General features: G+C 45.1%; 21 protein-coding genes. 16 read left to right on the top strand and 5 right to left on the bottom strand.

From position 1 onward, the window contains the following. Nucleotides 1-14 precede the first annotated feature (14 nt). From buk to CHH58_RS04765, 8 genes are all read left to right on the top strand, one after another. Nucleotides 15-1097 (top strand): butyrate kinase, encoded by a 1083-nt coding sequence (buk, locus tag CHH58_RS04800; protein WP_095226983.1) that lies wholly within the window; start codon nucleotides 15-17, stop codon nucleotides 1095-1097. Nucleotides 1098-1109: 12 nt separating this feature from the next. Then, nucleotides 1110-2531 carry a dihydrolipoyl dehydrogenase gene (gene lpdA / locus CHH58_RS04795; protein WP_095226984.1) on the top strand — a complete coding sequence of 474 codons (1422 nt, stop codon included), beginning with the start codon at nucleotides 1110-1112 and terminating at the stop codon, nucleotides 2529-2531. Beyond that, on the top strand, nucleotides 2524-3549 hold the full coding sequence (locus tag CHH58_RS04790; protein WP_373554090.1) for a thiamine pyrophosphate-dependent dehydrogenase E1 component subunit alpha: 1026 nt from the start codon (nucleotides 2524-2526) through the stop codon (nucleotides 3547-3549). The genes lpdA and CHH58_RS04790 overlap by 8 nt, the downstream gene beginning before the upstream one ends. Nucleotides 3550-3561: 12 nt before the next feature. Next, entirely contained in the window at nucleotides 3562-4545 is a 984-nt protein-coding gene (locus CHH58_RS04785; RefSeq protein WP_038561108.1) for an alpha-ketoacid dehydrogenase subunit beta, read from the top strand. 13 nt (nucleotides 4546-4558) lie between these two features. Continuing rightward, the gene (locus CHH58_RS04780; RefSeq protein WP_095262092.1) at nucleotides 4559-5821 is read left to right on the top strand and encodes a dihydrolipoamide acetyltransferase family protein; all 1263 of its coding nucleotides are present in this window, start codon (nucleotides 4559-4561) and stop codon (nucleotides 5819-5821) included. 70 nt (nucleotides 5822-5891) lie between these two features. After that, the gene (locus tag CHH58_RS04775) at nucleotides 5892-6326 is read left to right on the top strand and encodes a BrxA/BrxB family bacilliredoxin (RefSeq protein WP_095217983.1); all 435 of its coding nucleotides are present in this window, start codon (nucleotides 5892-5894) and stop codon (nucleotides 6324-6326) included. A 70-nt stretch (nucleotides 6327-6396) separates the two neighbouring features. Then, nucleotides 6397-7380, top strand: coding sequence for an aromatic acid exporter family protein (locus CHH58_RS04770; RefSeq protein ID WP_373554089.1), 984 nt, complete (start codon nucleotides 6397-6399; stop codon nucleotides 7378-7380). A 30-nt stretch (nucleotides 7381-7410) separates the two neighbouring features. Then, nucleotides 7411-7950, top strand: a complete 540-nt coding sequence (locus CHH58_RS04765; protein ID WP_095234040.1) for a L,D-transpeptidase — start codon at nucleotides 7411-7413, stop codon at nucleotides 7948-7950. On the opposite strand, the gene CHH58_RS18890 is transcribed toward CHH58_RS04765, so the two are convergent. Continuing rightward, complete coding sequence (locus tag CHH58_RS18890; protein WP_366249913.1) at nucleotides 7925-7984, bottom strand: hypothetical protein; 60 nt, start codon at nucleotides 7982-7984, stop codon at nucleotides 7925-7927. The two genes, CHH58_RS04765 and CHH58_RS18890, sit on opposite strands and share 26 nt — an antisense overlap. 157 nt (nucleotides 7985-8141) lie before the next feature. Here CHH58_RS18890 and CHH58_RS04760 point away from each other — a divergent pair, with 157 nt between their 5' ends. Together CHH58_RS04760 and CHH58_RS04755 are read left to right on the top strand one after the other, a co-directional pair. Continuing rightward, nucleotides 8142-9269, top strand: a complete 1128-nt coding sequence (locus tag CHH58_RS04760; RefSeq protein ID WP_095226987.1) for a M20/M25/M40 family metallo-hydrolase — start codon at nucleotides 8142-8144, stop codon at nucleotides 9267-9269. A gap of 82 nt (nucleotides 9270-9351) precedes the next feature. Beyond that, a complete protein-coding gene (locus tag CHH58_RS04755; RefSeq protein ID WP_095260659.1) occupies nucleotides 9352-10584 on the top strand; it encodes a DNA polymerase IV in 1233 nt (410 codons plus the stop codon). Between the two features lie 9 nt (nucleotides 10585-10593). Here CHH58_RS04755 and rnz read toward each other — a convergent pair whose 3' ends face one another. From rnz to CHH58_RS04740, 3 genes are read right to left on the bottom strand one after another with little or no spacing between them, the layout of a single operon-like run. Further along, complete coding sequence (rnz, locus tag CHH58_RS04750; protein WP_095262091.1) at nucleotides 10594-11529, bottom strand: ribonuclease Z; 936 nt, start codon at nucleotides 11527-11529, stop codon at nucleotides 10594-10596. A 19-nt stretch (nucleotides 11530-11548) separates the two neighbouring features. Next, on the bottom strand, nucleotides 11549-12571 hold the full coding sequence (gene namA, locus CHH58_RS04745) for an NADPH dehydrogenase NamA (RefSeq protein ID WP_095226990.1): 1023 nt from the start codon (nucleotides 12569-12571) through the stop codon (nucleotides 11549-11551). A gap of 22 nt (nucleotides 12572-12593) precedes the next feature. Continuing rightward, the gene (locus CHH58_RS04740) at nucleotides 12594-13331 is read right to left on the bottom strand and encodes a glycerophosphodiester phosphodiesterase (protein ID WP_095232786.1); all 738 of its coding nucleotides are present in this window, start codon (nucleotides 13329-13331) and stop codon (nucleotides 12594-12596) included. Nucleotides 13332-13410: 79 nt separating this feature from the next. Here CHH58_RS04740 and CHH58_RS04735 point away from each other — a divergent pair, with 79 nt between their 5' ends. From CHH58_RS04735 to CHH58_RS04725, 3 genes are read left to right on the top strand one after another with little or no spacing between them, the layout of a single operon-like run. Continuing rightward, nucleotides 13411-15030: a M20/M25/M40 family metallo-hydrolase gene (locus tag CHH58_RS04735; protein WP_095226992.1), complete on the top strand. Its 1620-nt coding sequence runs from the start codon at nucleotides 13411-13413 to the stop codon at nucleotides 15028-15030. A gap of 39 nt (nucleotides 15031-15069) precedes the next feature. Beyond that, on the top strand, nucleotides 15070-15858 hold the full coding sequence (locus CHH58_RS04730; protein WP_170937521.1) for an SDR family NAD(P)-dependent oxidoreductase: 789 nt from the start codon (nucleotides 15070-15072) through the stop codon (nucleotides 15856-15858). A 14-nt stretch (nucleotides 15859-15872) separates the two neighbouring features. After that, nucleotides 15873-16241: an iron-sulfur cluster biosynthesis family protein gene (locus CHH58_RS04725; protein WP_170937520.1), complete on the top strand. Its 369-nt coding sequence runs from the start codon at nucleotides 15873-15875 to the stop codon at nucleotides 16239-16241. A 13-nt stretch (nucleotides 16242-16254) separates the two neighbouring features. On the opposite strand, the gene CHH58_RS04720 is transcribed toward CHH58_RS04725, so the two are convergent. Next, a complete protein-coding gene (locus tag CHH58_RS04720; RefSeq protein WP_095262090.1) occupies nucleotides 16255-17175 on the bottom strand; it encodes an aldo/keto reductase in 921 nt (306 codons plus the stop codon). 125 nt (nucleotides 17176-17300) lie between these two features. Between CHH58_RS04720 and CHH58_RS04715 the strand changes: the two genes are divergently transcribed. From CHH58_RS04715 to CHH58_RS04705, 3 genes are all read left to right on the top strand, one after another. Continuing rightward, nucleotides 17301-17849 (top strand): NUDIX hydrolase, encoded by a 549-nt coding sequence (locus CHH58_RS04715; protein ID WP_095262089.1) that lies wholly within the window; start codon nucleotides 17301-17303, stop codon nucleotides 17847-17849. Nucleotides 17850-17915: 66 nt separating this feature from the next. Continuing rightward, nucleotides 17916-18551 (top strand): stage II sporulation protein M, encoded by a 636-nt coding sequence (spoIIM, locus tag CHH58_RS04710; protein WP_038561067.1) that lies wholly within the window; start codon nucleotides 17916-17918, stop codon nucleotides 18549-18551. Nucleotides 18552-18659: 108 nt separating this feature from the next. Further along, nucleotides 18660-19151 (top strand): Fur family transcriptional regulator, encoded by a 492-nt coding sequence (locus tag CHH58_RS04705; protein WP_051748136.1) that lies wholly within the window; start codon nucleotides 18660-18662, stop codon nucleotides 19149-19151. Nucleotides 19152-19157 lie beyond the last annotated feature (6 nt).

Below are 19157 nucleotides of genomic sequence, written 5' to 3'. Positions count from 1 at the left end.
GAGGGGGAAACCGCGTGCACACAGCAGAAAACCGTATTTTAGCTATTAATCCAGGTTCTACTTCTACGAAAATCGGTGTGTTTGATGACGAGCATAACATTTTTGAACGAGTGATCCGTCATGATTTAGAAGATATCGGCGGATTTGAAAGAGTGATGGATCAGTACCAGTTTCGGAAACAAATCATTTTGGATGCATTGGATTTCGAAGGTATCAACGTATCGAAGCTAACTGCGGTCTGTGCACGCGGCGGACTGCTCCGTCCGCTTGAGGGCGGTACATATCGTGTGAACGAAGCAATGCTTGCTGATCTTAAAGCAGGCTATAATGGCGAACACGCCTCCAATTTAGGAGGATTGATTGCTTATGAAATTGCAAGCAGCCTTCATATTCCTGCCTTCATCACTGACCCTGTTGTGGTCGATGAATTGGATCCGCTGGCACGGCTTTCTGGATTGCCAGGAGTGGAAAGAAAGAGCATCTTCCATGCATTGAACCATAAAGCTATTGCGCGCAAAGCGGCAGCTGCCAAGGATAAGAGCTACGAGGAAGCGAATATTATCGTCGTGCATCTTGGAGGCGGAATTACTGTTGGTGCACATCATCATGGACGCGTGATCGATGTGAACAATGGATTGAGCGGGGAAGGGCCTTATACACCCGAACGCGCAGGGACAGTTCCTGCCGGTGATTTGATTGAGCTGGCGCTAACCGGTGAGTACACGAAGGATCAGCTTCTAAAGATGCTGACGACCAAAGGTGGTTTCATGGGTTATCTTGGCACGAATGATGGAAGACTTATTGCCGACCGGATCAAAAAAGGCGATCAAGAAGCAAGGGTGATTTTTGAAGGCATGGTGTATCAGACAGCGAAAGAGGTTGGGGCTATGAGCGTTGTTCTCTCTGGAGAAGTCGATGCAATCGCAGTAACTGGCGGGCTTGCAAATGATGAGCTGTTCATCTCCATGCTGAAGGATCGGGTGAGCTGGATTGCAGATGTGCTTGTGTATCCAGGTGAAAACGAGCTTCGTGCTCTGACTGAAGGCGCGCTTCGTGTCATGCGAAAAGAAGAAGCGGCAAAAGTTTATGTCGTATAGGAGGCAGAAACAATGGTAAGAGAATATGACATTGTCATCTTAGGAGGCGGTACGGGCGGATACGTAGCCGCTATCCGTGCTTCCCAATTAGGTTTAAAGACAGCTATTGTGGAAAAAGCAGAGCTTGGCGGAACTTGTCTGCACCGAGGATGCATCCCATCCAAGGCATTACTCCGTTCCGCTGAGGTTTACCGGCAAACAAAGGAAGCAGCAGCTTTCGGTATACATACAACAGATGTACGTCTGGATTTTTCAGGAGTACAGCAAAGAAAAGAAAAAATTATCGATCAGCTGCATCGCGGGGTTCAGCATTTGATGAAAAAAGGGAAAATTGATGTTTTCCAAGGATACGGCAGAATCCTCGGACCTTCTATCTTCTCTCCGACGGCAGGAACGATTTCTGTGGAATTTGCCGACGGCAGTGAAAATGAAATTCTTCTACCGAAAAACGTAATCGTTGCAACTGGTTCCTCTCCGCGTTCCTTACCAGGTATCGACTTTGATGAATCGAAAATTCTTAGCTCTGAAGGTGCTTTGGCCATGCAGGAGCTACCGGAAAGCATAACGATTATCGGCGGAGGTGTTATCGGGATCGAGTGGGCATCGATGCTCCATGATCTCGGTACAAAGGTTACCGTACTCGAATACCAGAATCGTATCTTGCCTACAGAAGACGAACATATCAGCAAGGAAATGTTCAAGCAGCTCAAAAAGCGCGGTATCGTTATCCATACGAATGTGCAAGTGGAGAGCGCTGCAACTGATGAAAGTAAGGTAACGGTCAAGGCGCAGATGAACGGAGAAGAGCAAGTTTTCGTTTCTGATAAGATTCTAGTCTCTGTTGGACGTACGGCGAATGTAGGGGACATCGGGCTGAAAAATACTGATATCCAGTTATCAGAGCAAGGGTTCATCCAGACGAATGCTTTTTATCAAACGAATGAATCTCATATTTATGCCATCGGTGATGTGATTGGCGGTATGCAGCTGGCGCATGTTGCTTCCAGAGAAGGCATGATTGCGGTAGAGCATATTGCAGACGTTCAGACAGAAACCTTGGATTACAGCATGGTTCCGGCTTGTGTCTACAGCTTCCCGGAGACTGCAAGTGTTGGTTTGACAGAGGCACAAGCGAAAGCGGAAGGTTATACGGTTAAAACAGGAAAAATGAGTTTCCAGGCAATCGGTAAAGCATTAGTATACGGCGAATCTGAAGGCTTTGTGAAAATAATAGCAGATGAGAAGACAAACGATCTACTTGGCGTTCACATGATTGGTCCACACGTGACTGACATGATCTCAGAAGCTGCGCTTGCCAAGCTGCTTGATGCGACACCTTGGGAAATTGGTCAGACGATCCATCCGCATCCGACACTCTCGGAAATTATCGGAGAAGCGGCACTTGCGGTCGATGGAGAGCAAATCCATGGCTAAGATATTGAAGAAAGGGGGAGCGGCGATGTCAGAAACAAGACATGCTTCTCTTGGAATATCAGACGAAAAAGTATTGGAAATGTATAAATGGATGCTTCTGGCAAGGAGAGTAGATGAACGTATGTGGCTCTTAAACAGAGCTGGTAAAATACCGTTTGTTATCTCTTGTCAAGGACAGGAAGCAGCGCAGGTTGGTGCTGCAATGGCGTTGGATAGAGATATTGATTATCTTTTGCCTTATTATCGTGACTTAGGCTTAGTAATGCCATTTGGTATGACTGCGAAAGATTTGATGCTATCTGCATTCGCAAAAGCGGAAGATCCTAACTCCGGCGGACGTCAAATGCCAGGGCATTTCGGTAAAAAGTCTTCTCGAATCGTAACTGGTTCTTCACCAGTGACAACACAGGTGCCGCATGCTGTCGGTTTTGCACTAGCAGCCAAAATGGAAAAGAAACAGCTGGTCAGCTTTGTGACACTAGGTGAGGGTTCCTCAAACCAAGGTGATTTCCATGAAGGTTTGAATTTTGCAGGTGTTCATAAATTACCGGTAATTACGATGGTTCAAAACAATAAATACGCCATCAGTGTGCCCCAAGAAAAACAGCTCGGCTGCGTGAATGTGTCTGATCGAGCTCAAGGGTACGGCATGCCAGGATTTACGATTGATGGTAATGATCCTTTAGCAGTATATCAAACTGTGAAAGAAGCTCGTGAGCGTGCACTGAATGGAGAAGGACCTACGCTAATTGAGACAGTAGGATACCGTCTCACACCGCATTCCAGTGATGACGATGATATGACATACCGGGAAAAGCAAGAAGTCGAGGAAGAACGTAAGAAAGATGGCTTGCTGACATTCGGTGCCTATCTACGTGAATCTGGAGTTCTGACAGAAGACTTGGAAAACCAAATGGAAGAAGAAATTAAGCAAATCGTAAATGAAGCAACAGACTATGCTGAGCATGCTGAAGATCCGGAACCGGAATCCGCACTGCTTCATGTGTATGCCGATTAAGGGGGAGAAACAATGCCAGTAATGTCCTATATCCAGGCAATTACGCAGGCGATGCGTGAAGAAATGGAAGCAGATGAAAAAGTATTCGTTTTAGGAGAAGACGTCGGAAAAAAAGGCGGGGTGTTCCGAGCTACAGATGGCCTATATGATACATTCGGAGCAGACCGTGCACTGGATGCACCTCTTGCAGAATCGGCAATCGCCGGTGTTGCAGTAGGTGCTGCGATGTATGGGTTAAAGCCGATTGCTGAAATGCAGTTTGCTGACTTTATCATGCCGGCGGTTAACCAAATCGTCTCAGAGGCAGCAAAGATCCGCTACCGATCGAATAACGACTGGACTTGTCCAGTTACGATACGTGCTCCATATGGCGGTGGCGTCCATGGTGCTTTGTATCATTCCCAATCCGTAGAGGCGGTTTTCGCTAACCAGCCTGGCTTGAAAATTGTTATGCCTTCCACGCCTTATGACGCGAAAGGTCTCTTGAAAGCAGCTATCCAGGATCCGGATCCAGTTTTGTTCTTTGAACATAAACGTGCTTATCGTCTTATCAAAGGTGAAGTGCCAGCTGACCCGTACACATTGCCGATCGGAAAAGCAGATGTGAAACGCGAAGGTTCCGATATAACGGTTATTACGTACGGATTATGTGTGCATTTTGCACTGCAGGCGGCTGAAAAGCTTGCTGCTGAAGGTATCGAAGCACATATCCTTGATCTGCGGACTATTTATCCGCTTGATAAAGAAGCGATCATCGAGGCTGCTTCCAAGACAGGAAAAGTTTTGCTTATTACAGAAGATAACAAAGAAGGCTCGATTATTGGTGAAGTTGCAGCGATCATCGGAGAGAATTGCCTCTTCGACCTGGATGCGCCGATTCAGCGACTGGCAGCACCGGATGTGCCAGCGATGCCTTATGCGCCTAGTACAGAGAAATACTTCATGGTTAATCCTGCTAAAGTGGAAGCAGCCATGCGAGAATTAGCGGAATTCTAAACGAGGTGTAATGATGACGATAGAAAAAATAACAATGCCAAAACTTGGTGAAAGTGTCACAGAAGGTACGATTAGCACGTGGCTCGTCAAACCAGGTGACCAAGTAAGTAAATACGATGCCATCGCAGAAGTGATGACAGATAAAGTCAATGCAGAAATCCCAAGCAGTTTCACTGGTGTGATCAAAGAATTGGTCGTGTCCGAAGGTGATACGGTTGAAGTAGGAACGTTAATTTGCACAATTGAAACGGAAGAGGCGGGAGAGAAGAAGGAAACAGATAATCCTTCATCTGCTGCAGCTGAAACAGAATCAAGCAGTACTGCTACTGATGATACAGCGATGAAATCACGTTATTCCCCAGCAGTTATGCGGCTTGCACAAGAAAATGACTTGGACCTTTCCGCTATTGCAGGCACCGGGAAAGGCGGGCGGATTACACGCAAGGACGTTGAAGCAATCATCGCGTCTGGTGAAAAGCCGCAAAAACAGGAGCAAAAGCAAACAGCAACTGCCGAGACACCATCACCTGAACGTGAACAAACAACTGAACCAGCACAAGTAAATCAATCAGACGCTGCTGGTAAAGCTATACCGGTTACCGGTGTTAGAAAAGCTATTGCAAATAACATGGTTAAAGCAGCAACTGAAATTCCGCATGCATGGATGATGGTGGAAGTGGATGTTACTGACCTGGTTGCCTACCGTAATAAGGTGAAGGATACATTCAAAGAAAAAGAAGGTTATTCGCTAACTTTCTTTAGTTTCTTCGTAAAAGCTATCGCACAGGCACTGAAGGAATTTCCGCAGCTGAACAGCTCATGGGCAGGCGATAAAATAATCCAGCATGATGACGTAAATATTTCTATTGCGGTAGCAAAAGAGCAGGAATTATTTGTCCCGGTCATTCAATCTGCCGATGATTTGAGTGTAAAAGGTGTAGCAAAACAAATTACAAACCTTGCTAAAAAAGCTCGTACGGGTAAATTAACAGCAGCTGACATGCAAGGCGGAACATTTACGGTGAACAACACTGGCTCCTTTGGTTCAGTCCAAAGCATGGGTATCATAAACTATCCGCAAGCCGCAATTTTGCAAGTGGAATCGATTGTAAAACGGCCAGTCATCATCAATGATATGTTCGCTGCTAGAGATATGGTGAATCTATGTCTCAGCCTGGATCATCGAGTTCTTGATGGTTTGATCTGCGGACAGTTCATGGCTAGAGTGAAAGAGATTCTGGAGAACGTATCCGAATCAACGATGCCGGTTTACTAAGAAGTTCATAGAAATTGAAAGAGACTGAAATTGCTGATACACTTAAAATAGTGTAAAAGGAGGAATACCGATGGCAGATTTCAGAATGTTTATGAACGATATTGTAACGACTGCTAGGAAGGATCTTACCGATGCAGGATATACAGAATTAACAACACCGGAGGACGTGGATTCCACGCTTAAAAACTCCGGAACAACACTAGTAATGATTAACAGCGTCTGTGGATGTGCCGGCGGGATTGCTCGCCCGGCAGCTGCGCATAGTCTGCATTATGACAAGCGCCCTGATCAGCTTGTGACGGTTTTCGCAGGTCAGGATAAAGAAGCGACAGAGAGAGCTAGACAATATTTCACAGGCTTCCCGCCAAGTTCTCCGTCATTTGCTTTCTTAAAGGACGGCGAAATTGTTACGATGATCGAACGTCATGATATCGAAGGTCATGAGCCGATGGAGGTAGTCAATAGACTGCAATCATTGTTCGATGAGCATTGTAAAGAAGTTTGACAGAAGAGGTCCCCATCCATTGGATGAGGGACTATTCTGCTTTTGACCACTTTTGATAAGGAGAACCATTGTGAAAATAGGTTACCGAACGATTAAGACTGCGGTAGCAACACCGCTCGCGATATGGATAGCGGAGCTTCTGCAGCTGGAAAACAGTGTATCAGCAGGTATCCTGACGATTTTGTGCACGCAAGTAACTAGAAAAAAATCTTTTCTGGCTGCTTGGCATCGAGTGGCGGCCTGTTTGTTGGCAATCGTGCTGTCTTTTTTGATATTCGAGACAATTGGCTTCCACCCGATTAGTATAGGCATCTTGTTGCTTGTCTTCATTCCGATTACTGTCATGCTGCGTGTCTCGCCGGGAATCGTATCAAGTGCTGTTATCATTTTGCATTTATATAATTCTCACCATATCACGCTGGATTTGATCATTAATGAAATTATCCTCATAACTGTCGGGATAGGCGTGGCACTCATTGTGAATTTGTATATGCCGAGCTTGGATGCTACGATCCGACGTAAGCAGATTATTCTTGAACGGAATTTCACGAAGATCTTAGAAGAGGTTGCGCTGTATCTTCGAGAAGGGGACCAGTCTTGGTCAGGGGAAGAAATCACTCAGACCGAAAAAGTTCTGAAGGAAGCAAACCAGCTTGTCGGCAGGGATGTGGAGAATCATGTGCTCAGGTCAGAGCACCCGTATTATGATTACTTCGAGATGCGAACGAAGCAATTTGCAATACTGAAACGGATTCTGCCGCTTATCAGCAGGCTTCCGGAGACGTCTTATTCGCAGTGCGAGCAGCTGGCTCATTTCTTTTCTGGCCTTGCTGATTCAGTACACCCAGGTAATACGGCTGTACTGTTCCTGGAAGAACTCGAGTCGTTACGGCAGACCTTCGATGAAGATCCGCTTCCAAAGACAAGAGAAGAATTCGAAACGCGTGCTCACTTGTTACAGTTATTGTACGAAATGGAAAACTACCTGGAACTGAAACAATCGTTCAAAGAAAGCGATGTACAACATAGAAATAGACAGAGGAAGCCACAATAAGAGCATAACCACCTTGAAGGAGATGTTCTTATGCGTACGCTGCTTGTGGCTTTCACTTGTCTGTCTATACTTTCTCCCTTATGGCCGTTCGGGGAGAATCCAATGCCGGGAAGACCGCTTATCATCGTCAATAAAACAACGAATCAGCTTGCTTTTCTAGATGAGGGTGAAGTGATTAAGGTATATCCGGTTGCCACAGGAAAGACACCTGAAGCGACACCTGAAGGATTGTTTATGACATTGTTTAAAACGGAGTACCCTGCCTATACCCGTAAACAGATTGCTGGTGGTGACGAGGATAATCCGCTCGGGAGCAGATGGATCGGATTCAATGCTAATGATACGCAAGGACGCACTTTCGGAATTCATGGGACGAACAGACCGGAGTCCATCGGCAGTCGAGTCTCAGCAGGTTGTATACGAATGCGGAACAAAGATGTCGAAGAATTGTTTGAGCAAGTTCCCGTCGGGACGAAGGTAAGAATTATAACAGGCTGGAAGACGTTTGAGGAAATTGGGATAGAAGATGGAGCTATTTTGTCTCCTAAAAGACAAAATAGCTCAGGGTAATTGCGAGTGTAGAGATAAGCATTGTGAATATCATTAAGTAAACCATGAATTTCATGGCAATATTTTGCTTAGATCTTTTTTTGTTATGCTTGGCCAATGTAGCGGACCCCCCTTATCTGTTTATGTCCATTGTACAGGGAAGCAGGTAAGGGGACAAGGAGAAACCAACAGATAGAATAGGAGTACATAATATGATTAAAATGAATGAAGATCGTTTAGTCGAAGAGTTCTTCGAATTAGTCCAAGTTGATTCGGAAACAGGGAATGAAAAAGAAATCGCTGAAGTGCTGAAAAGAAAATTCACCGAACTAGGTGTGCAAGTACAAGAAGATGAGTCAATGGCGAAAACTGGCCACGGAGCAAACAATTTGATTTGTACATGGAAAGGTAATGTCGAGTCAGCTGAAACAATTTATTTCACTTCTCATATGGATACAGTGGTTCCTGGCCAAGGAATCAAACCGCAGATCAAGGACGGATATATTACAAGCGACGGAACGACTATTCTCGGTGCCGATGATAAAGCTGGACTGGCCGCAATCCTTGAAACTATCAAGGTTTATAAAGAGCAGGAATTGCCGCATGGCACTGTGCAGTTCATTATCACAGCAGGTGAGGAATCCGGACTTGTCGGAAGCCGGGCGTTAGATCCATCCCTGCTGACAGCTTCATTTGGGTATGCAATTGACAGCGATGGCCCTGTTGGTGACATTGTCGTGGCAGCTCCAACGCAAGCAAAGGTGCTGGCCAAGATTTATGGAAAGACTGCACATGCCGGTGTGGCACCTGAAAAAGGGATTTCTGCTATAACGTTAGCAGCAAGAGCAATTTCGAAGATGCCTCTTGGAAGAATTGATGAAGAAACAACCGCGAATATTGGAAGCTTCGCTGGTGGTAAACAGACAAATATAGTTTGTGATTACGTCGAAATCCTGGCAGAAGCAAGATCCTTGGAAACAAGTAAGATGGAAGAGCAAGTTCAGAAGATGAAACGTGCTTTTGAACAGACTGCCGAAGATATGGGCGGCCGAGCAGAAGTAGAAGTAAAAGTCATGTACCCAGGTTATAAGCAGCAAGCTGGAGACCGTGTTGTCGAAGTTGCTCGTGCTGCGGCGAAAACCATTGGGCGTGACAGTAACTTAACAAGAAGTGGCGGCGGCAGTGATGCGAATGTAATTGCAGGCTTTGGAATTCCGACCGTCAACCTGTCTGTCGGCTATGAAGAAATCCATACAACTAATGAGCGTATTCCAGTAGCTGAATTGGTTAAAACAGCTGAACTAGTAGCAGCCATCATCCGTGAAGTTGCAAACAACTGATAAGTAGGAGGCACATGCCTCCTACTTTTTTTGCAAGCATGGTATAATAAGAACGACAGTTCGTATCGAGAGGAGGGACAGCATGCAGCCAAAAGGAAGGGCGATTTTCCATGTGGATATGAATAGTTTTTATGCTTCGGTTGAGATGGCATATGATCCATCGCTCCGTGGAAAGCCGCTCGCCATATGCGGAAATCCTGCCGAGCGGAAAGGTATCGTCGTAACAAGCAGCTATGAAGCGAGGAAAAAGGGTGTTCGAACGACAATGACGCTCTGGGAAGCGAGGCGCTTATGCCCCGAATTGCTCGTGCTGCGCCCGAACTTTGAACGGTACCGGAAAGCTTCCAGTGAGATGTTTAAAATCCTGCAGGAAGTGACGCCAGTTATTCAGCCGGTTTCCATAGATGAAGGATATATGGATGTAACGGATTATGCTCATCTGGGATCTTCCTTGGAAATTGCCCAAACAATTCAGGACCGTATCTTGAAGGAGTTGGATTTACCTTGCAGCATCGGGATCGCTCCGAATAAATTTCTTGCCAAGATGGCCTCAGATATGAAGAAACCGCTTGGCATCACTATATTGCGAAAGCGGGATATTCCTGAATTGCTGTGGCCGCTTCCAATTGAAGAAATGTACGGTGTCGGAGAAAAGACTGCAGAGAAAATGCGGTCGCTCGGTATTAAGACAATTGGTGACTTAGCTCATAAGGATATATACCAGTTAAAACGCGTCTTTGGTATAAACGGGGAGAGACTGGCAAATAGGGCCAATGGTTTAGATGACAGACCAGTTGATCCAGAAGCGGTAAACAGTTTCAAAAGTATCGGAAGCTCGCAGACACTTCCACAGGACACAACCGATGATAAAGAATTGGATAAGCTACTGAGGGATTTATCTAGAAGTGTGGAGAAACGTATGCACCGGAAAGAAGCGATTGCAAAGGGTATACAGCTTATGATCCGTTACCATGATCGTAAAACAATCACTCGAAGTATGAAGCTGCAGCATTTTATGGAATCAGCGAATGAGGTGTTCAATCATGCGCAATCCTTGCTGCAGAAGCATTGGAACGGGGAACCGATTCGTTTGTTAGGTGTCAGTGTTTTTGATGTGGCGGAAAAAAAGGAAGTTGGCAAGCAACTTGATTTGTTCACATATGAAAAAGAAGCATCAAAAGAGGGATTATATCAAGCAATCGATCAACTGACAGCTAAATTTGGGAAAAACCCTTTCCGAACTTTACATTCATCATCTTCAGATAGTATGAGAACAAGCTTCCAAAAGGATTTTCTTGATGACTATAAAAAATAGCAGCGATTCTCATGAATCGCTGCTATTTTTAGGTATATCGAAGACACGCATATCTTCTGCCAGCTCTGTTTCAGGGAAAACGGTCCGAGCTTGTTCTGCTAATATCTGTGCATCGTCTTGGTGATATCGTGCCGAGATATGGGTTAAGATTAATTTTTTTACATTGGCATCGCTAGCTAAGCATGCTGCTTGTAAAGCTGTGGAATGGCCATAAGCCTTCGCCATTTCTGGTTCATCTGCGGAAAAAGTTGACTCATGAACGAGGATGTCAGCGCCTTCCACGTTATCCTTAAGCTCAGGCAGATAGGTTGTGTCACCTAAAATAGCTATTTTTCTGCCCGGCTTGTCCGGGCCGACAACATCAGATCTTTTAATTTGCTGCCCATCAGGCAATTCAGTAATTTCCTGGTTTTTGATTTGACGATAAATCGGGCCAGGAGAGATACCCAAATGTCTGAGTTTCTCTACTTTAAGTTCCCCTTGCACTGCTTTTTCTTCCACAATATATCCGAGGCAGGGGATGCCGTGAGAAAGCTGTACGGCATCGACTGTCCAGCCTTCATCTTCGAAAATTCGCCCTGGTTCAATCTCGTGGATGATAAGGGAGCTTGCCACATTACTTCCACTGACGCGCAAGGAGACTTCGATGAATTCCTTGATGCCTAACGGTCCGTAGATTTCCAGCTGCAGATCGGATTGCTGGAACGAGCGGGTCGATAACAAACCAGGCAATCCATATATATGATCCCCATGCAAGTGAGTGATAAAGATTTTTTCGATTTTACCAGGCTTTAACGGTGAATAAAGCAGCTGATGCTGGGTCGCCTCGCCGCAATCAAACATCCAGACTGCTTGCCGTTCTTGCGGCATCGACAGACAGATGCTCGTTACATTTCGATCTTTTGATGGCAATCCTGCACCTGTTCCTAGAAAATGTAGTTCCATAATAAAAAGCCTCCTGCAGTTACCAGCCTCGCTTGTAAGTGGCCGGCGCTTCCAATCTATAGTTCAACTGTTCGGCTGCTTCGAGCGGCCAATACGGATTTCGCAGCATTGCGCGCGCGACAAAGACAAGGTCTGCCCGTTCATTTTGCAATATTTCCTCAGCCATTTGTCCGTTAGTAATTAAGCCGACAGCTGCAGTATCGACAAGAGCATGCTTTCGTATCCGTTCTGCATGAACTACTTGATAGCCTGGGTATACAGTGGATGGACCCTCAGGGACTACTCCTCCTGTGCTGCAGTCGATCAAATCGACACCTTGTCGTTTCATTTCAATGCTGTAGTAAATAAAATCATTTATGCCATTACCGCCGTCTGCATATTCATCAGCTGAAATACGGACGAATAATGGACCATCCCATACTTCTTTGACTGCATCGAGCACTTCCCGAAGGAAACGGTATCGATTTTCGCGTGCTCCTCCATAGGCATCAATTCGCTTGTTTGTCAGTGGAGAGAGAAACTGATTGATTAGATAGCCGTGAGCAGCATGAATCTCAATTACATCGAATCCAGCTTCCTTTGTACGGCTGGCAGCCTTACGATAAGCGTCGACCAATTCGTTTATCTTTTCTTCTGTCAAAGCTTCTGGTGCGATGGATTCACCATCCCATGGCAAATTACTTGGTGCGACAATTGGATTCTCCGCTCTTGATTTTCTGCCGGCATGACCAAGCTGAATACCACTTTTGCTACCATGAGCTTGAATTCTTTTACTGACAGTCCGAAGTCCTTCTATATGATCATCAGACCAGATGCCAAGATCTTGATCTGATATTCTTCCTTCTGGTGTAACAGCCGTAGATTCCAAGAAAACAAGTCCAGCTTGCCCAATCGCCCTGCTTTCATAGTGGGTGATATGAAAAGGAGTGACTTTGCCATCTTTTTCTTCGACGCTGTACATACACATCGGGGAGACGACAATGCGATTTTTAAAGGTACGGTTTTTGTAAGTGATAGGCTGAAATAATTTAGGTGTAGCCATTGTAGGACCTCCGATTGTTTGATTAACTAGTAATATAGCCCTTTTGCAATTCTAGTGCCCGATCTGGGACATCCGAGATGATAACATCACAATTCGCTTCAAGAGCACGCAGTATATAAAGTGGCTGGTTGACTGTATATACCCGAATGGGCACGTAATGCTGCAAGCAATCCTGAATAAGTTTCTTATTCAGCAAGCGGTATTTCGGGTGTAAGGCCTTCGCTCCTATTTCTTCCATCAAGGAGAAAAGCTGACGGGGCCGTCTTGATGTAAGGAAGCCTGTATCTATAGCGTCATCCAGGTCAGAAATACGGCGAATAGTATCTGTGTTAAAGCTTGATAAGGTCGTCCTATCTTTCATCCCATGGTCCGTGAGGCGCTGTAAGACTATTTCCTCGATACCAGGGTAAGGATACTTATTCGTCTTAAGCTCCAGGTTGAGAAGCATAGGGGTCTTTTTTATCCATTGCAGAAAAACATCTAAAGAAATGATTCTCTCACCGGCATAGTCACGGGAGAACCAGGCGCCGGCATCTGCTTGGCTTAGTTCTTCATATGTAAGATTCCGAACCAATCCACGTTTGTTCGTCGTGCGATTGATTGTTTCATCATGAATGATGACAGGTACTTGGTCTTTCGTCAGCTGCACATCGGTTTCGATGCCGTCAGCCTGCATCAGTTCTGCCAGTCGAAAAGCGGCCATCGTATTTTCCGGTGCATATTTGCTGGCACCGCGATGTGCAAAGATTTTGGTAGACATGGTTTCACCCCGAACTTGGACGTATAGTTGAATTGTGCGAGAAAAACTGGCAAAAGTCAATTTGAAAGGACGTGCATGCATGAAACAGTGGCAATCGAAGGACGAATTAGTTTCATTACTGGCAGAGCTTGTCGAAATCGAGAGTATTACAGGTTCTCCCGAAGAGATCCGTTTTCCGGAGCATGTTCATGCCCTTCTGGAACAAAAGCATTACTTCCAGCAGCATCCAAGTCATTTGCAGCTTTATCCGTTGAAGGACGGGCGTCAGCTTCTAACGGCACTAGTAAAGAAATCTGACAAAAAAGATACTATTATCCTGCTCAGTCACTTTGACGTCGTTGGGACAGAGGACTTTGGCACGTTCCAGCATCTAGCCACTAAAGTGCATGACCTGACTGCGGCTTATCTGAATGATGAAGTAGAACTGCCAGCGTATATTAAAAGCGAAATTCAGCAAGGAGAATGGCTTTTTGGGAGAGGGACGATGGATATGAAGGCGGGGCTGGCAATCCATCTTTCCATGTTAGAGCGTGCAATGGATGATAGTTTCGACGGAAATATCCTATTGTTGACAGTACCGGATGAAGAGGTGAATTCTGCCGGTATGCTTCGAGCACTCGAAGTGCTCCAGCAGCTGCAGACCACTGAGGAGCTGGTATATAAATTATGCATGAACGGTGAACCTGTGTTCAGCAAATACCCAGGTGATACAGGTAATTATATGTATAGCGGTTCCATCGGTAAAGTACTGCCCGGATTCTTTTGTTATGGCAAGGAAACACATGTGGGCGAGCCCTTTGGGGGACTGAATGCTAACCTGATGATCAGTTATCTGTCACAGGAATTGGAGCTGCAGGAGTCTTTCATTGAAGAAGTGGACGGAGAAGTGACTCCGCCGCCGGTAAGCTTAATGCTGCGTGATCTGAAAGAGGCATATTCTGTGCAGACTCCTGTATCTGCAGTGACGATGTACAATGTGCTGTTTTTGGAACAATCCATTCAAGAGATAAATACAAAATTAAAGCAAGCAATGGAGCGTGCTGCTAGGAAAATAGAAAGACATTATCAGCAAAAAGCTAATCTTTCTGCGGCAAAATCGAATGCTTTTCAGCCAATAGCTTTCAAAATTAAGACTATGTTTTATGAGGAACTTTATGCGCATGCTGTTAATCGGTTTGGTAAGGCAGAAGTGGAAAGAAGGCAAAACCGGCTCGTAACGACTCGGAAGGAAGGGGACCGTGATTTTTCGACTAAGCTTGTCAAAGAACTGGTGAGTATGTGTCATGATCTAGCTCCTGTTATTGTTCTTTTTTACAGCCCGCCATTTTATCCTGCCGTTTCATCTAAGAAGGATACTTATATACAGAAATTGATTGCTGATATTCAGTCTGATGCAAAAGTTAGATTTTCTACGGATTTGACAGAAGTACAGTTTTTCCCGGGTCTATCTGATTCCAGCTTCATTGGAAAGCCGACTTCAAGAACGGCAATACAAGATCTGATCTCGAATATGCCATTGCAGCAGAAAGGATTCACGCTGCCGGCTGACCTGATGAAAGGGTTGCAAATGCCAGTTTTGCATCTGGGACCTTACGGTAAGGATGCACATCAGTGGACAGAGCGTCTGGAAGTAAACTATAGTTTTGGCAAGCTGCCAGACTTAATGGAACGTGCCATTCAGTTTGCATTCCGTACATAAACATATTGAAAGATGGGTAAACAGAAAGAGGTACAGCATATGGAAGCAAACAAGAAAAGCCTGTTGATTACCGGAGCTTCAAGTGGACTTGGAAGAGAACTGGCTGTTCAAGCAGCAGCTGCTGGCTATCAATTGCTGCTCGTCGCAAGATCTGAGGATAAACTGAAGCAGATAGCAGTAGAGCTTAAAGAACGATTCCAGACGAATGTAACGTTATACATGGCAGATCTGAATAACCCCGTGGAATGGCAATTGGCCTTGCAGCAGATTGTTAGGGAAAATCAGCGTATTGATGTATTGATAAATAATGCGGGCGTCGGTTATTTCCGTCTTTTCACCGATACAGAGCCAACGCAAATAGAAACGACCATGCGAGTTAATTCCTTGGCAGCAATGGAAGCTTCAGCAGCAATACTTCCAGTTATGCTGAAGCAGGGGACAGGACATGTAATTATGATCGGTTCGATGGCTGGTAAAGTAGCCACGCCAAAGGCGGCAGTTTACGGCGCAAGTAAACACAGTATCATCGGCTTCAGCAATGGATTGCGCCAGGAGATGAAGCCATACGGGGTTCATGTGACAACGGTAAATCTTGGACCGATGAACACAAACTTTTTTGACACAGCTGATCCAAGCGGACGTTATCGCGAGGCAAGTGCTCGCTATATGCTGCAGCCTGATAAAGTGGCCCGTAAAGTCATTTCTAGCATCGGAAAGAACAAGCGTGAAATCAACCTTCCTAGCTGGATGGGCATCGGCAGCAAGATGTATCAGCTAATGCCGGGTCTGGCGGAGAGAATGCTCAGCGGACAGTTCAACAAGAAATGAAGGAGGAAGACAATATGAAATTAACGGTTACAGAAACAGCTTTAGAAAAAATACAAGCATTACAAGATGAGACACATCGTTATCTTGTTTTATTTTACGATACAGTAGGAATCGGCTGTAAGGTGAATGGCATCCCGACAGTCCGTCTTGCAGAAGAACCGCGAGCGCGTGATATTGAAGTTGAGAGTGAAGCTCTACCCGCATTGATAGACCAACAGCAGGAAGTGTTTTTTGCCGAGGAAGTGAAGCTGGATTTCAGTAATAATGTATTTCGTTTATCCAGTAAAGAAGGCTACTTGAACGCACTGATTCCGCAAACACACCTGACTCAGACGGATTTTATAGAGAATAAAACAGAAGCTAGCAGAGGAGATTCCTGCTAGCTTCTAATTTGCATTATCGATGGCTAGTATAAGTGATTTGCCGAGTGAATTGCTGAAGCTTTTCGTACGTTGCATCAGGCAGCTGATCAGTAGAGAGTTCGGCATTCTGCTTTACCTGCTCCAAAGAACTTGCTCCCATAACGGCACTGGCCAAAGAGGGGTGCTGCAGCACATAACGCACAGCTAGCGAGGTGGCGGAAGTATGTTCCTGCTCAGCCAGCATACTCAGTTTTTCACTGGCAGTCATCAGCTCCTCGTAGGTGTGAGTCAGATAGCCATCTGCACCTTTTTGTTTTACCTTCTCGCTGGCTTTGTCACTCAGCATCCCTTTGGCAACACTGCCGCGGGCAAATACACTGATATTGTTTTCTGTCAGAAAATCGAGTACTTGCTCTTCTGGTCGTCTGTCCAGTAAGCTGTATTGCATCATAATACTGACGATATTCGAACGCTTCACATATTCACGGATGACATTCGGACGGATGGAGGAAATACCGTAATAACGGATCAGGCCTTCTTTTTTCAACGTTTCGAATGCGTCGATCGTCTCGTCGATATTGTCGTCCATCGTTCCTCCGTGAAGCTGGTAGAGATCCAAATAATCAGTCTGCAGTCTGCGAAGGCTTTCTTTAATCTGTGACACAATATATTCCTTACTCGCATCCCAATGCCACGACTCACCTCCAGGATCTAGCCTGTTCCCGACTTTGCTGGCAAGAATCACTTTGTCTCTTCTGCCTTTAAATGCTTTTCCGACAATCTCTTCATTTTTACCCTGATCATATAAATCTGCTGTGTCGAAGTAATTGATACCTAGATCCTGCGCTTCGTGAAGCAGCCGGATTCCTTGCTGCTCGTCTGTACCGATACTCATTGTCCCGAAAGAAATTTCAGAAACTTGAAGATCAGAAGTACCTACTCGTCTTTTCTGCATCGTTAAGTCCCACCTTTCTTTTTATCCTACTTGTTAAGTGTAAGCGTAAGCAGATCAGCAGACAACTTATGTGTCCCAGGCAAGCTGTGGTAAGATGAAAGAAGCGATATAAAGGAGTGTACATAATGAAGAAATTTGAAGAAAAAACAATCGATACATCCTCCATATATGAAGGTAAAGTTATTTCATTAAGAGTAGATACTGTTTCTTTACCTGACGGAAATACTTCTAAACGGGAACTGATCAAGCATCCTGGTGCAGTAGCTATTATCCCGATTACAAAAGAAGGAAAAATCATTTTTGTCGAGCAATACAGAAAAGCACTCGAAAAATCGATAATTGAGATCCCGGCAGGCAAGCTTGAGCCTGGTGAAGAACCAGAAGTGACGGCTGTAAGGGAGCTTGAGGAAGAGACAGGCTATACAACTAAAAAATTAAAAAAGCTTGGATCATTCTATACATCTCCAGGCTTTGCAGATGAATTACTTCATGTATACGAAGCAGATGATATCGAACTCCTTAGCCAAAAGGTAGCCGGTGATGAGGATGAATTTGTCGAGTTGATGGAACTGACTCTGGAAGAAGCGGAAGAGCTTGTAAAAAAAGAACGGATCCATGATGCGAAAACAATGTATGCTCTGCTGCATCTACGTTTGAAACACGCAAGTAAGTAACAGTTCTATCAGACAGGCTTCCGTCATAGATTCTAGTAACTAGACTAGAATACGGAGGCAGATAAGATGAAACAGCGGGAGTTTATTCTCTTTCATCATTTAAAGCAGCATGCTACAAGCTACTTGTTCATGCTTGTTCTATTCCTAATCGGAATCATATTCGGGGCGATTGTTGTCAACAGCATGAACTTTACGCAAAAGGAAGATTTGTTTTATTATCTGGAACGGTTTTTCGCGCAGCTTCAGCAAGGACAGGTGATCAGCAAGCAGGAGATTCTTCAATCAAGTTTTCTTGCTCATCTCAAATTTCTGCTGTTTCTGTATGTGCTCGGACTTTCTATCATCGGCATACCGATCATCTGGATGCTGCTGTTCAGCAAAGGGCTCATGATGGGGTTCAGTGTTGGATTCCTAGTCAATCAGCTCGGCTGGAAAGGCCTTACGCTTGCAGCGGCAGCTGTTGCTCCGCAGAATCTAGTCGTCATCCCGCTATATCTTATTGCTGGCACTAGCGCGATGCTGTTCTCTGTTACACTTTTGCGTAAGCTCATCGCCAAGCGGTCTCCATTATCATTAAGGCGATATTTTTTCCAATACAGTACCATTTTTCTGGTGCTTATTGCAGGTTCGGCTGCAGCATCCATCATTGAAACTTTCCTTGCGAATCCGCTTCTGTCAATGCTTGTAAATGATTTGCTATGAGTTAATCTATTAATAATGATTACAATTAGCTGTTTATAATAATTATAATTTGACACCTTTTTCTCAATCAGTATATAATAAGTGTGGGATTACGAGGGAGGAATTCACTTGGAACACCGCATTGAACGCATAAAGAAGCAATTACATGCGCAGAGCTACAAGCTGACACCGCAGCGGGAAGCAACGGTACGTGTGCTGCTGGAGCGAGAAGAGGACCATTTAAGCGCTGAAGACGTCTACCTCCTCGTAAAGGAAAAAGCACCGGAAATCGGTTTGGCTACTGTATACCGTACACTGGAATTATTATCAGAATTGAAAATTGTTGATAAAATAAACTTCGGGGACGGCGTTTCCCGCTATGACCTTCGCAAAGAAGGGGCAACGCACTTCCATCACCATCTTGTCTGCATGGAATGCGGATCGGTCGAGGAAATTGATGAAGACCTTCTAGAGGACGTCGAGAAGATCGTTCAAAGTGACTGGGGATTCAAGGTGAAGGATCACCGCCTTACTTTCCATGGTATCTGCCGCGTCTGTCAGGCTAGTGAGAAGGAAGAAGAGCTCGAAGCAGCCACTGTGCAAGTGAACCGAACATCATAAGCAGAT

Source organism: Terribacillus saccharophilus (genome assembly GCF_002272745.1).
Classification (GTDB): Bacteria; Bacillota; Bacilli; order Bacillales; family Amphibacillaceae; genus Terribacillus; species Terribacillus saccharophilus_B.
Note: the sequence above shows the minus strand (reverse complement) of the source record. Positions and strands in the feature narration are given on the sequence as shown.